Consider the following 15,330-nt stretch of genomic DNA (forward strand, 5'->3'; position numbering starts at 1 on the left):
TTAAAATCTTTGTTTGCTGGACTAATACTAATAAATTTTTTTGTTGGAAAAAAGAAGATCTTTGAGAGAAACAAGGCTGGGCAAGTTATTGGCACATCCGTATTATGCGCGAACTGAACCTCGACTCAAACGAAGCAATCGAATACGCAAAACTAAACGCAGGTGTTGTACAGCCATCGAAAACAAGCATTAATCCATATTACTTAGGATTACGTATGTTTGAAGACATTGAAGAACGATACAATCATCCAACAAAAGAAATGCGTGAGTTAGGTGTTAAACCTGGCAGCGGAAGAGAAAAAATGTTTGAAGTGCGAGAGTTAGAGTCTGATAGCTCATTCATACGAAACTACTTAACTAAAGAACTAGTAATGCGAGAAGATATGTATTTATTCCAGCGCCAAGGTAAGGAGTATAAGGTTACCGATAAAGCTTGGGAGAATGTAAGAGATCAACTTGTTGTTAGTAGGGTAAATGGCGGATTTCCTTATATTGTTGTTCAAGAGGGCGATTATTTAAAAAATGGTGAGCTTTATTTGAAGCATTCCTATGAAAATATGGAACTTGATGTGAAGTATGTTGAGAAGGTTATGCCGTATATTCATCAGTTGTGGGGTAGAGGGGTTCATTTGGAGACGAATATTGAGAATAAGTCTGTGTTGTTTAGTTATGATGGAAAGAATATTCATCGGAAGTATATTTAGAGCCACCTTTTTTAGGTGGTTTTCTTAATGGATTAGAAAGTATAAAATTCTTTTTTGGTAAGTTAACCTTATTCAACTAAATGGCAGGATAGTTGAACAAGAAAAACAATGTTAATATATTAAGTAGTATTGAATATAGAGGTGTTTTAATGACTAATGAAATAGTAACAATTGATGTAAGTGATATAAAAACTAAAAAAGATTTACATATACTACTTAAAGAAAAACTATCTTTTCCAGATTTTTATGGTGAAAATTGGGATGCTTTCTGGGATGCAATAACAGGTCTTGTAGCACCCCTGCCTAAGAAAATAATTTTTATTGGATGGTCTGACTTAAAAAAAGCCTTGCCTCGTGATACAAAAATAATGAAAGAGTGCCTGAATGATTACAATAATGAATTTACAAGCTGGAAGAGTAATTTCTTATTCAACTAAAGCATGCAATAGTTGAAGATCACAAGCTGCTAATATGCGGCTTTTTGTGCGACGGGCAGTCGCATAGGGTGCTGACTTAGTCAGCGCCCTTCATTTGCTTATCTAGACAGAGACGACACCTCGGTGTGACGACTGAATGAAGGATAAATTAATGACTTCCAGATGGTGAAAATCCATCCTCGAGGAGACTGACCTAGTTCGAGAAGTCTAATCTAGGGCATTATCGTGAGGTATTGTCTGAAGGAGATGCGGTAAATCGAGAGACCCGTAGACGAAAAGATAGACCCTAATGCAAGAAGTGTGAAGCACGGGGGCGGAGTAAGTTAGCGACTTTTCGAAGAGTGAGGAAGCCCACTAAAATGGCATTTTCTTTAGAAGTCAGAACGAGGAAAGGTGGCTTATAACGTGATGGTGCAGGGTATGTCTTGAAGGAAAATGCGATGACCCCGTGAGGTCTCTACCTTACCGAACAGGCAGGGTTCTAATCTATAAGGGAAATCCGAAGTGATGATGAACTGGTAGAGAAGTCAGACGTTCTCATAGTACAGAAGTAGTTTGATGACCATAACATCGAATGAACGGAAGGGGAACGACCTATGACTCCAAGTCATGGACAAGATGGAATGTTAACAATCAAGTTACCGAGGTAAAACCGTTTGGATGAACATCAAGGAAAGGCATGGAATACGTAATGAATCAAGAGTGGAAATTTAAATTACACAGTGTTTATGGTCAATTATTATTCGACCGCAAATTAACTCAAAGCTTTGAACAAGTTAAGGCGAATAAAGGAACAGGTGGTATTGATGGTGAATCAATAGAAAGCTATGAATCAAACCTGCATGAAAATATCATGTCTTTACTTGAAAAGTTGAAAGCAAAGACTTACCAAGCACAACCAGTTAAAAGAGTATACATACCAAAGAAGAATGGAAAGAAACGTCCTTTGGGAATCCCGACAATATTACTGTAGAATCTATGAAAATACAAAATACAAATCTAAAATAATATATAAACAGCCATCCAAGATTTGTTTTAATCTAATTAATTGGGCAAAATAACGTTGGTAAGTAAGCTTATTGGTAAAGAATAATGGGGAAGTATGTGTTTTTGGGAATAGCAATAATTAATATTTAACAAGTTAAAACAATTGTAGCACGACAGATTTTTCAATTTTTGCTACTGCTGTATAAATTGTGATAATAGACAAGTTTGTCATATCTCCTAAATTTTCACTTATAATTGGATTGGCTAACGATACTTGATTTTAATTTGTGAGCATTAATTAAGCTTTAAAAAAAGTAGATTATATAATACAATTTTTTTAGCACATACGTTTGTTCTGTATTTACTAATGGTAGGTTAAATGCTTGTGAGAAAAAATTCAACTAATGGGAGTGAAGGAAATGACAATTTCTGATATTGCCAAACTAGCTGGGGTTGCTAAGAGCACTGTATCACGTTATCTTAACGGAGGATCAGTTAGTGAAGAAACAAAAAGAAAGATTGAAAATGTTATTATAAACACTGGGTATATTCCAAATACTTTCGCACAAAGTCTCAAAGCAAAGAGAACAAATATTATAGGCACAGTTATTCCTCGTCTAGATTCATATGCGGCTGCTAAAACATTAATTGGAATTGATGAGGAATTAAGGGCTTTAAATTGTCAAATGCTTATATCAAATACTAGTCAGGATTTAGACCGAGAGCTTGAAAGCATTTATGGCTTTGCAAGACAAAAAGTAGCTGGAATAATCTTGATGGCTACACAGATAACAGATGCGCATTTAGAGGCGTTTAAAAAAATACAAATACCTGTCATCTTAGTTGGTCAACTCCATCACGAAATATATAGTTTAATTCATCAAGATTACGAATCTGGTTACGAGATGGGTAAATATGTTTTGTTAAAGGGACATCGTAACATTGCATTCCTAGGTGTTACAGAAAAAGATATTGCTGTAGGTGTTAGACGTAAAGAAGGATTTAAAAAAGCTTTAGAGGAGGTAGTAGATTGCAATGTAAGATTCCATGAAACAAGTTTTAGCATGATGGAAGCTTTAAAACAGGCCACATTGATAATTGAAAAATATAAACCTTCAATTATAGTGTGCGCAACAGATAATATAGCGCTTGGAGTTTTAAAAGCTGCATCTTTAAAAGGGTTAAGGATTCCCGAAGACTTATCAATTACAGGATTTGGTGGATACGATGTTACAGAGGTGATTCATCCAGGATTAACCACTATTAAGTATTTTTATAAAGATGCAGGTCAAGTGGCCGCTAGGAATATAGTTAAATTAGTTAATGGGGAAGATGTCAATAAAGTTACACATTCGAAATTTAAATTAATCGAAAGAGAAAGCGTTGACAATCGAATTGTTAATATTTTATAATCAAGTTGAAACCGGTTCCAAAAAATATGATTTATTTTGAAACCGGTTCCTTTTGAGAATCAAACCAGGTGTTGTGTTTTTTTAATGTATTTCGGAACCGGTTCCAATGAAAAAAAGGAGGTATTTATTATGGATTTTAAAAAGATTGCAGAAGAGACATTCGAAGCAATAGGTGGAAAAGAGAACATAACTGCCGCGGCTCATTGTTCAACACGTCTAAGACTAGTATTAAAAGATGAAGAAATTATTGATCAAAAAAAATTAGATGAACTAGAAGAAGTGAAAGGGACGTTTTCTACGGGTGGACAGTATCAAATAATATTTGGTGCGGGTATAGTAAATGAAGTATATAAAGAGCTTGCAAAGTTAGCTGGCATTTCAGAAATGTCAACTAAAGATGTAAAAGATGCTGGTACAAAGAAAATGAATATACTTCAACGTTTTGTGAAAATACTTTCAGATATTTTTGTTCCAATTATCCCAGCCATTGTCGCTGGAGGCTTACTAATGGGGATTAACAATGTGTTGACGGCACAGAATTTAATTATTGAGGGTAAGTCATTGGTGGAAGCTAATCCTGCACTTGCAGATTTAGCTTCACTTATTAATACGTTCGCTAATGCAGCATTCGTATTCCTTCCAATATTAATTGGTTTTTCAGCAACGCAACGTTTTGGAGGAAATCCCTATCTAGGTGCGGTACTTGGGATGTTAATGGTTCATCCGGACTTACTAAATGGATACGGTTATGGTGCGGCATTAATAAAAAATGATATTCCGGTATGGAAGATTTTTGGTTTCGAGATTGAAAAGGTAGGGTATCAAGGTAGTATATTACCAGTTCTCGTTTCATCTTTTATTCTTGCTAAAATAGAAATAAACTTGCGAAGAGTAATTCCTTCAGCAATAGACAATCTATTAACTCCATTACTTACTATTTTTATTACAGGTATTATAACTTTCACGGTAGTTGGACCATTTACACGCACAGCAGGTAACTTATTAACGGATGGTTTAATATGGTTATACGATACAACTGGATTTATTGGTGGAGCCATAGTTGGCCTTATCTATGCACCAATAGTTATAACTGGAATGCATCACAGTTTTATTGCAGTAGAAACACAATTATTAGCTGATATTGGTAAAACAGGAGGATCATTCATATTTCCAATTGCAGCAATGTCTAATGTAGCACAGGGTGCAGCAACAATTGCCATTTTTCTTACCACAAGAGATAAAAAAGTTAAAAGTACTGCCTCGGCTAGTGGTATCTCAGCACTTTTAGGAATTACTGAGCCTGCAATGTTTGGAATTAATTTAAAATTAAGGTATCCATTTATAGGTGCAATAATTGGATCGTCTGCTGGTTCTTCATTTGTAACGTTATATAAAGTAAAAGCAGTTGCGCTCGGAGCAGCTGGTATCCCTGGTATTATTTCGATAAAACCTACAAGCATTATTCCGTATATTGTTGGAATGGTAATATCTTTTTCGATAGCATTTATTGTAACATTGGTACTAGCAAAAAGAGATGAAAGAATAACTACTACTAAAATGTCATCCGAAAAAGCAATTTATTCATAAGCGCTTCAAAAGAAGAGGGGGAATTTAAATTTTCCCTTCTATTATTTTAAAGGAGTGAAAAAAATGGAGTGGACAAAAGAACTACTTTACCGCCAGTTAGAAGAAGTTAGTAATGAAGAATTGGCTGTACTAAAATCTAAAGTAGATAATTGTCCATGGAGGCAATCTTTTCATATTCAACCAAACACAGGGCTTTTAAATGATCCGAATGGTTTCTCGTATTTTAATGGGGAATATCATCTGTTTTATCAGTGGTTTCCACTTGGTCCTGTGCATGGGTTAAAATATTGGTATCATGTTAAATCAAAGGACCTTGTACATTGGGAAAACGATGGAATTGGAGTAAAGCCGAATAAATACTACGATAGTCATGGAGCATACTCAGGGTCAGCCATAGAACATAAGAATAATCTGTATTTATTATATACAGGAAATACACGTGATGAACATTGGGTAAGACATCCTTTTCAATGCATTGCTATAATGGGTAAAAGGGGGGGGATTACAAAACTAGATACCCCTGTAATCTCTGACGTACCACATGGATACACAGATCATTTTCGTGATCCAAAAGTATGGAAGGTAGGAGAATTGTTTTATGCAATAATTGGAGCACAAAGAAGTAATAAAACTGGCTGTGTAGTTTTATATAGTTCACCAGATTTGTTTAAATGGACATTTGAAGGGGAAATTAGGACAAAAATGGATTCATTTGGATACATGTGGGAGTGCCCTGATTACTTCGAATTACAAAATCAAGGAGTACTCATCTTTTCACCTCAAGGTATAGAACCAGAAGGAGACAAGTATCAGAATATTTATCAGTCTGGATATGTGTTAGGTAAAAAATTAGATCTACTGCAAAAAGTTATGGAACATGGAGAATTTATAGAGCTTGATCGTGGATTTGATTTTTATGCACCTCAAACTACAATTGATTCATCAGGGCGTCGTCTTTTAGTAGGATGGATGGGTTTACCTGAAATTAAGTATCCTACAGATCAAAATGGATGGGCGCATTGTTTAACTATTCCTCGAGAATTGTCAGTACAAAATGGGAAATTAATTCAACAGCCAGTGAAGGAGCTTGAGTCACTTCGTAAACAGGAAGCTAGAACAAAAAATATTATTAATAGTGAATTAAAGATGATAAATAGTTTCACAGGAACATCATATGAGATGATTTGTGAGTTTAAAAATATAGATGCATCCGAATTTGGGATTGAATTTAGGACAAGTAAAAAAGAAAAAACGGTATTGACCTATGATGTTATAGAGAAAAAGGTTATACTCGATCGTACTTTTTCTGGAAAAACCATTGATTCTCCTTTTGGAACGATTAGGAAATGTAGTCAGGAATTAAAACAAGATAAAATTAAGATTCATATGTTTGTCGATGTTTCTTCAGTTGAGATTTTCATAAATGATGGTGAAGAAGTAATCACGAGCAGGATTTTCCCAAAAGGAGAAAGCACTGGAATTCGTTTCTTTGCATCACGTGGAAGTGTTAAACTTCAAGCAGTGAAATGGGATTATTAACTTTTTAAAATTTTAATATGTTAAATTTGATGCTGATAAAGTAGAAACTTTAAAAGTGATGAGGTGGAAAAGTGGGACAACTATATTCAATCGGTGAAGTATTAATTGATTTTATTCCTTTACAGAAAGGTAGACCTTTAAAGGATGTTACTTCTTTTGAGCGTGCACCTGGTGGCGCACCTGCAAATGTCGCTGCAGCAGTAGCTAAGTACGGTGGCAGCGCGTCCATGATTACAAAAATAGGAGAAGATGCTTTTGGTGACTTTATATGTGATCAATTATCGGCCGTTGGCGTCAAGACAGATAAAGTTTTAAGAACTACTGATGCTAATACTGGCTTAGCTTTTGTTTCCCTTCGGGAAAACGGTGATCGTGACTTTTCATTTTACAGAAATCCTTCTGCCGATCTATTACTAACTGAGGACGAAGTTAAAGATGAATGGTTTACAAAAAACGATATTCTTCATTTTTGTTCCGTTGATTTAGTTGAAAGTCCGATGAAGCGAGCTCATTTAAAAGCAATAAAATCAATTATTACAAAAGGTGGAATTGTTAGCTTCGATCCAAATGTACGTCTTCCTCTTTGGAAAAACCCCGAGGCATGTAAAAATACTATTTTAGATTTTATTCCTCTGAGTCATATTGTAAAGATTTCTGATGAAGAACTCGAATTCATAACTGATATTACAGATGTAGAAGAAGCAATTTCTACTTTATTTAGGGGTGAGGTAAAGGCTATTATTTATACAAAAGGTTCAAAGGGTGCGGAGCTTTACTTAAAAGATAAAAACTTTGAATCAAAAGGATTCAAAGTTGAAGTACAAGATACAACTGGTGCAGGTGATGCTTTTATTGGGGGGATTTTATTCAAATTGCTTGAGAAGAAAGCAACTCAGGTTAATTTAGTGGAATTATTTGAGAAAAACTATCAAGAATTCCTTGCATTTGCAAATGCCAGTGGAGCTCTTACAACAACAAGTAAAGGTGCAATTTCTTCCCTTCCAGATCGTGAAACAATTATTCAGTTAATAAATGGATAAAAAATTGTTTAATTAATGCAATTGCTGGTCTATTATTATGCTTATTAACTTTAATATTCACGGAATAATTTAGTTGTATATATGAAATTATTTCTTTTAATATTATAATTGTAATGTTTCAAATCAAATAAATTAAAAAGTCGATTTTCAAATTTATGAAAATCGACTTTTATTTTCCTATAGTTACGGATAAGGCATGGGAAAATGTAAGAAATCAACTTGTTGTTAGTAGGGTTAATAGCGGATTCCCATACATCGTTGTTCAAGAAGGTGATTATTTAAAAAATGGGGAGCTTTATTTGAAGCATTCCTATGAAAATATGGAATTAGATGTTGAGAAGGTAATGCCGTATATTCATCAGTTGTGGGGTAGAGGGGTACATTTGGAGAAGAACATTGAGAATAAGTCTGTGTTGTTTAGTTATGATGGGAAGAATATTCATCGGAAGTATATTTGATTCTTTAATACAAAAAAGGATATATAAGTGCGCTAAATGAATAAAAATCTTTAAGTCTCACTAATAAGATTAATCAAAAGACATCATTCGATTAGAATGGTGTTTTTTATTTTTTTGCTATATTAAAATCTTCAAACAATCTAATGAAATTTTCACTTAATAAAATTATGAAATTCATTCAAATTTATAATTACAAAGTGATATTAAATTCAAAGCAAGAATAAGATTTATTGGAAAGAGGTGAACTATATGTTATCTGTATGCTCGAAAATGATAGTTGCATATGATCATTCTGAATTAGGTAAAAAGGCACTAGAAACGGCAATGAGTATAGCAAAACAGGATAAAAGGATCGAATTGGTTGTTATTATGGTTATTGATATACCATATACCGTTTCTTACTATCGTGTGATGCGTAAGGCAGAACTCTTAGCAGCCAATGAAATACTTATTGAAATTGAGAAAAAGTTAAATTCACTGCCAAACAAGTCAAAAACATATGTATTGGAAGGAAACCCTGCTGAAACGATTGTGGATTTTGTTAAGCAAGAAGGCGGTGATCTTGTTGTGATGGGAAGTCGTGGCTTAAATACATTAAAGGAAATTTTTCTAGGCAGTGTCAGTCATTATGTATTGCAAAAAGCTACTTGCCCAGTATTAATTGTTAGATAATAGAGTGCTATTTTATTTATGTATGTATTTACAAAGATTTTGAAATTACTAGAAAGATCATTCTAATTGAAGCTGATAATTTTTACATATTAGGATTTTTAAACATTTTTGTACTAACTTTTCCCTCAAAAATTATTTCTATATAGGTCAATTTAATACCTATTAAAACTGTTCTTTAGAATTTAAGTATATTAAGAATCGAACTACTTTTACAAATCTAATGTAGTTTTAGTGAATACATCTAAATTATATGATCCTATTGGGACTATATCGAAGTGTTTAGATAATATATTTAGGAGGAAGAAAAGGATGTTAAATGTATGTTCAAGAATAGTAGTTCCATATGATAATTCTGAATTAAGCAAAAAAGCATTGGACAGGGCTATCACATTAGCAAAACAAAATAAAAGTATCGAATTGAATGTCATCACAGTATTTCATGTACCTGTTGATGTTACTAATTACGGTACGTTGAATATAGACGAGATACGCCAAACAGAATATGAGATAGCGAAAATAGCACTTAATGAAGTAAATAAAAAGCTGGAAGAACTTCCTAATCGTACAGAAACATTCGTTTTGGAAGGTATTCCTTCTTGTACGATTGTGGATTTTATTAATAGTAATAATGCTGACCTTGTTGTGATGGGTAGTCGTGGTCTAAGTAATTTAAAAGAGTTGTTTTTAGGCAGTGTCAGTCATTATGTAGTACAAAAGGTGAATTGCCCAGTATTTATCATTAAATAATAATCTTTTTAAATTTGATTAAACTTGATGTGCTTTTTTTCTATGTCTAAATTATAAAATAAGAAAACGCTCAGGAGGGCGAGAAGCAATGAAAAATAAAAATGTTGGAAGCTATGAAGTTGTTGTTTCTGATAATCCTGTTTCTAATTTTTTATTTAACAGTAGTAAATCTGCTTGGATTTGGTTAGTTATACGTATTTACTTAGGGTACGAATGGTTTTCAGCTGGATGGGATAAAATAAATTCAGATGTTTGGACTGGAGCAAAAGCTGGAGCTGTAGTAAAAGGCTTTACTCAAGGTGCTTTAGCTAAAGCTAATTCTAATGTTCCTCATCCAGATGTAACGGGTTGGTATGCAAGTTTTTTAAAGCACACAGTATTACCAAATGCAAAATTCTTTTCATATTTAATAGCTTATGGTGAGGTTCTTGTAGGTTTAGGACTAATTTTAGGTTTACTAACAGGAATTGCTGCTTTTTTTGGTAGTTTAATGAGTGTAAGCTATTTATTTGCTGGAACGCTTAGTACTAACCCCCTTTTGTTTATTCTAGCTACTTGGTTAGTATTAGGATGGAAAGTTGCGGGATGGTATGGATTAGATAGATGGACACTACCGTTTTTAGGAACACCATGGGAAAAAATGGATATAAAAGAAACAAAACAAGTTATTAATAAAGTGTAATTAATGAGATAACAGAAAAGGACTAAAACCACCTGTAATGAACTGCACCCTGATTGTTAGCTGTGTCTAACAATCGGGGTGCAGTTCATTTTTAGGTGGTTTTTATTTTTCCAATTTTAGGAATTTAAAGTGAAACAACGCCTATGTATTCACCAATCGGCGAGTTTTCTGTATAAATAAATAAGTTTTTCATCTGAAATATAAGAAAATCTTATAATTTACCGTTATTATCAAAATTTCTAATTATATTCGAAAATTCTGATAATGTATACTGATAATAGTAAATGGGGAAGGAGCTCGAATGAGGTCGAAATTTGATAGATTATCAGTTCAGTAAATTTCAGCTAGAACACATCTGAACCTGATCAAATTCTATCAAAATATTATATTTTGTTTTCTGGAGGACTGGATAAATGGGAATCGAAAAAGCAATTTTTAATATGGATGTCATTAACCTATCCAGGTATTTATGAAAGATATATCGTTTATACGAACCAAGCTAATCCATCGGAAAGTGTTGGTTCGTAACGAAAGAGTTATAGCAATTAGTCTTCTTACAAAAAAATTAAATAAATGGGGAGAACTGGGGAATGAAGAGAAAGCAAACTAAATTACTAGTTGGCGCGCTAACTACTAGTATCGTATTTTCACAATCACAAATGGTTAACGTATTTGCACAAAGCCCAACAAAATTAGATGAAGCTGTAGCAAAACTTAACACAACCACTAATAGTGACGCTAACACTAACGAAGAAAGCAAATTGAATCTAACTGCAGAACAACGTCAAGCTCTTGAGAATATTGATAAGTTCAATGCACAAGGACTTCAGTTATCTGACGACGTGAATTTAGATAGTTCAAAACCTGTGTCAGTTATCGTAGAGTTCAAAAGCAAACCGAAGAAAGTTGCTTTACTTGAAGCAGCAGCAAACGGACAATCTCTATCTTCTACAACAGCACAAAGTGATGTAGATTCAGATCATGCAACATTTGAAACTGATTTAGACAATGCATTCCAAACAAAGTCAGATGGAACGTACAGAGTCAATCGTACATTCAAAACTGGATTCAATGGTGTATCACTACAAGTTCCTGCAAACAAACTAAAAGAGTTAGTAAAATCAGGAGCAGTTAAAGCAATCTATAGTAACCAAACTATTCAATTAAATGATCCTAAAGTGCCTGATTCACAAATCGCTTCTGGAGCAGATACAAAAACCGCTTCTACTGGAGTAGATACACATGGAATGGCAGCAGAACGTTCTTATCTTAAAATTGACCAATTACACAAAGAAGGTTTCACTGGTGCAGGAATTAAAGTAGGTATTCTTGATACAGGGATTGACTATAACCACCCAGACTTAAAAGACGCTTACAAAGGCGGTTATGATTTCGTTAACAATGATAATGACCCAATGGAAACAACTTATGCTGATTGGGTAAAAGCTGGCAAACCAAGTATCAATGGTGGTGGTGCTGAATCTTACTACACTGAACATGGTACCCACGTAGCTGGTACAATCGGAGGTCGTGGAAAAGCTGACAGTAACTATTCAACGACAGGTGTTGCTCCCGACGCGAGTATTTATTCATATCGTGTACTTGGTCCAGGTGGTTCAGGAACAACGGATGATATCATTGCTGGTATCGATAGAGCTATTACAGATGGAATGGATGTTATCAATCTATCATTAGGTGCACCTTACAATGATCCATTAAGCCCTGAAAGTATCGCACTTAACTATGCAGTACTAAGCGGTGTAACATCTATTGTTGCTGCAGGTAACTCTGGAGATGCAATGTACACTGTAGGAAATCCTGGGAATGCTGCTTTAGCATTATCAGTTGGTGCAAGTGATGTGCCAACAACGATCCCAACAATGAAAGGTAACGACGATACTGCGAGCTATGGAATGCAGTTATTAGCAAAAGGATTTGACGATGATTTAAATAGCTTAAAATCTAAATCATTCCCAATAGTAAACGTGAATTTAGGCCAATCTTGGGATTACTGGGGTGCAAATACTCGAGTAGATGGAAAAGTGGTATTAGTTCAACGTGGTTCAAATACAATTAATGATAAAATTTTACAAGCAAAACTACGTGGCGCTGCTGCAATACTTGTGTACAACAACGTTGATGGTGTAATGCCTTTCTATTTAGCAGAAGGTCAAGACTTCATCCCTTCATTTAACTTAACAATGGCAGATGGCACTGCATTAAAACAACAAATCGCAAGTGGTAAAACAACATTCACTTTTAGCGATTTAAGTTCAATTACAACAAAAGGTGATGAGTTAGCATCATTCAGTTCACGTGGACCATCTCGAGTAACTTATGATATTAAACCAGAAGTCACTGCACCAGGTGTAAGTGTGTTATCAACTGTTCCTGGATATGTTCATAGTCCAACTAATCCGACTGATTATACCCATGCATATGATCATATGTCAGGAACATCAATGGCAACTCCGTTTGTAGCAGGTGTCGCTGCATTATTAAAACAAGAGAACCACAATCTACAACCAGAAGATATCAAAGCTTTACTAATGAATACAGCTGATCCATTAAGTAACACTTACTCTGTTTACGAAGTTGGTGCAGGACGAGTTGACCCGTACCGAGCTTTACATTCTTCTGTAGAAATCAAAGTAAAAGATAAAACGCCAATCGTGATTAACGGAGAAACACAATATATCAAAGAAACAACAAGTGCATTAAGTTTCGGTAATGTAGCATACACTGGCAAAGATTTAGTGAACACTCGTGCAATGACAATCGAGAACAATAGCCTTACACCAAAAACGTTTGATGTGAAAGTTACGTATCAAACAGATGTAAGAGGTTCAAAAGACGCAGTGAAAAACGGTGTATCAGTTTCCTTAGATCCTTCATTCAAAGTACCTGCATATGGCAAAGTGACTAAGAATGCAATTTTAACAATTCCGAAAGCTGCTGAAAAGGGTATCTATGAAGGTTATGTAACTTACACAAACCATAACGACTCAACTGAAACATATCGTGTTCCATTCGGAGTTCATTTCGTTGAAGAAGGAATTAAAGACTTTACTCTTTCTCGTAACTCACTCACGAATGACCGAAATCAATTAACGAGTCCGATTATGAGTCCATCTTTATCTGCAACAATGACACTGAATTCTCACATGAGATATGTAAAAGTAGTTCTTTCAGATGCAAAAACAGGTGAAGATTTAGGTATTGCAAATACGTTTGATGGAATGGGTTACCAAGAAGGTAAAACATATTTCTTCGTTCCGTTCTCAGGGTTTATCTATCCGTTTGCTGATAAAGAACACAAAACGATCAACAAAGTTGCAACATTACCAAGAGAAGGTCATTACAAACTAAAACTTGTTGGTGTAAATGATGATGGTCAAGAATTTGTGAATGCCCAAGATCTGTTCATTGATAATACTGCTCCTGATAAGTTTGAAATGAAAGTACAAGGGGAAAAAGAAGGAAGTCCTTTCGTTGAATACAAGAAAGGTACAACATCAATTCCTGTTACAGCTTCTATCCATGATCAAATGGTTGATCAAATGAGAGCAGCTGGTATCAACATTAATCAAGGTACAGTAGGTATCCCTTATGCTTGGAACAGCAATTCAATCAATGGAAAACTAACATTAGATGAAAACGGAAACGGGTCAGACAGCGTTGCAGTTCAGACAAACTCACCGATTACACAGGTGCTATTCGTTGGAGGCGACCAAGGAACGAATGCAAATGCTCAAGAAATGTACTACCTTGTTGAAGATACGTATTCATATGTATATGGTATGCCACAAGGTCCTACTAGACATAAACAAATGATTACACATGTTGGAGATACAAGATCAACTACACTAACTGCTTATAATGTAACAAAAGTAAAATCAGCTGTTTATACTTTTTCTGCTAATTCGGTTGATACAAGCATTGAAAGCGTTAAATTAAATCCTGCAGCTGAGGCTTTAGGTGGAGTTTTAACAACAACAAATACTACTGCTAATACTGTTAATGGTCCAGTAGTTACAGTAAAAGCAACAGTTACGTTTGATGGTTCTAAAGAAGTAACAGGTGACATCCCAATGGTTGATGTAGCAGTTAAAATTCAAGATATTCAAAAACCTACTCTAGGTTCAAGTTTACTTCTTAATTCTACAAAAATCACAGACGTTAATGGTGGTGTAACTCAACCTTGGGGAACATTCCCTAGAATCGTGATTTTACCGAAGTTCGCTGCTTTAGGTGGTTATGTATATGCTCAAGGATTATTTAAGAATGGTCAGTTCGATAGTACTACAACTAAAGATTATACAACAGCAGGAATAAAAGCGTACGTTCAAGATAAAGATGGAAAAACGTATAATGGCACAATCGCTAAGAATGGTCAGTTCTATGTAAATGGTTTACCAATTACTCATGATGATATGTCAATTGTGTTTGATGTCCCTGGACACTTTACAACATACACTGATTTCCATGGAATGTACGGAAATTTAGATGGTGAAGAGTATGGTGTATCTGGTTACATTGGTTCAGATGTTTATACAGCTACAGCAGGAGACGTTAATAAAGATAATGTAATCGACATAATGGACGCACTGGCGATCCAAACGTATTGGGGAACAAATAAACGTAGTGCAGATATTAACGGCGACGGAACAGTTGACGTTAATGACTTTGCTTATGTGTACTACAACTACGGACTTGGTAACCCAACAAATCCAAATCCAAATCCAAAAGCTAAGAAAACGTACAAAGGTCAAACGTTAGAAAGCATTATTAAACAATTAGGTCTAGATAATTAATTTAATTGGTAACCTGGATAGCTTCTGCTGTTCAGGTTACTCCATTTTTTAATATTCAGGTTGTAGCACTATCTATAGCAGTTAAAAAGTATAAAGGTGTTAATTTAGAATCAGTTAAAAGTCAATTGAGATTACAAATTAGAAAGCTCTGGAAAAAAATTCAGAATTTGTCTTCACACTGTAAGTCTGTTCTCAATACTTGAGAACAGGCTTTTCATTATATTTAAAATAATTGTAAAAAAAATAATAAA

General features: G+C 34.6%; 10 protein-coding genes and 2 pseudogenes. All 12 read left to right on the forward strand.

All coding sequences use genetic code 11. The features are described from left to right. Positions 1 to 71: 71 nt before the first annotated feature. A pseudogene (locus BED47_RS06045) lies at positions 72 to 704 on the forward strand (SpoVR family protein); the annotation flags it as partial. 149 nt (positions 705 to 853) lie between these two features. Next, positions 854 to 1,141, forward strand: coding sequence for a barstar family protein (locus BED47_RS06050; protein WP_069032875.1), 288 nt, complete (start codon positions 854 to 856; stop codon positions 1,139 to 1,141). Positions 1,142 to 1,832: 691 nt separating this feature from the next. Further along, positions 1,833 to 2,114, forward strand: coding sequence for a hypothetical protein (locus tag BED47_RS06055; protein WP_175403457.1), 282 nt, complete (start codon positions 1,833 to 1,835; stop codon positions 2,112 to 2,114). Between the two features lie 433 nt (positions 2,115 to 2,547). Beyond that, a complete protein-coding gene (locus BED47_RS06060; protein ID WP_254664556.1) occupies positions 2,548 to 3,540 on the forward strand; it encodes a LacI family DNA-binding transcriptional regulator in 993 nt (330 codons plus the stop codon). 129 nt (positions 3,541 to 3,669) lie between these two features. Then, positions 3,670 to 5,127, forward strand: coding sequence for a sucrose-specific PTS transporter subunit IIBC (locus BED47_RS06065; protein ID WP_069032878.1), 1,458 nt, complete (start codon positions 3,670 to 3,672; stop codon positions 5,125 to 5,127). A gap of 63 nt (positions 5,128 to 5,190) precedes the next feature. Then, positions 5,191 to 6,666, forward strand: a complete 1,476-nt coding sequence (locus BED47_RS06070) for a glycoside hydrolase family 32 protein (RefSeq protein WP_069032879.1) — start codon at positions 5,191 to 5,193, stop codon at positions 6,664 to 6,666. Between the two features lie 71 nt (positions 6,667 to 6,737). Further along, entirely contained in the window at positions 6,738 to 7,706 is a 969-nt protein-coding gene (locus BED47_RS06075; RefSeq protein WP_069032880.1) for a carbohydrate kinase family protein, read from the forward strand. A 182-nt stretch (positions 7,707 to 7,888) separates the two neighbouring features. Then, positions 7,889 to 8,164, forward strand: a pseudogene (locus BED47_RS06080) (stage V sporulation protein R); the annotation flags it as partial. Positions 8,165 to 8,413: 249 nt separating this feature from the next. Next, positions 8,414 to 8,836 (forward strand): universal stress protein, encoded by a 423-nt coding sequence (locus BED47_RS06085; RefSeq protein ID WP_069032882.1) that lies wholly within the window; start codon positions 8,414 to 8,416, stop codon positions 8,834 to 8,836. A gap of 309 nt (positions 8,837 to 9,145) precedes the next feature. Then, positions 9,146 to 9,583: a universal stress protein gene (locus BED47_RS06090; protein ID WP_069032883.1), complete on the forward strand. Its 438-nt coding sequence runs from the start codon at positions 9,146 to 9,148 to the stop codon at positions 9,581 to 9,583. Between the two features lie 88 nt (positions 9,584 to 9,671). Beyond that, positions 9,672 to 10,265, forward strand: a complete 594-nt coding sequence (locus BED47_RS06095) for a DoxX family membrane protein (protein ID WP_069032884.1) — start codon at positions 9,672 to 9,674, stop codon at positions 10,263 to 10,265. A gap of 590 nt (positions 10,266 to 10,855) precedes the next feature. Beyond that, positions 10,856 to 15,079, forward strand: coding sequence for a S8 family serine peptidase (locus BED47_RS06100; protein ID WP_084006794.1), 4,224 nt, complete (start codon positions 10,856 to 10,858; stop codon positions 15,077 to 15,079). Positions 15,080 to 15,330: the final 251 nt, after the last annotated feature.

This window comes from Gottfriedia luciferensis (assembly GCF_001712755.1).
Classification (GTDB): domain Bacteria; phylum Bacillota; class Bacilli; order Bacillales; family Bacillaceae_G; genus Gottfriedia; species Gottfriedia luciferensis_B.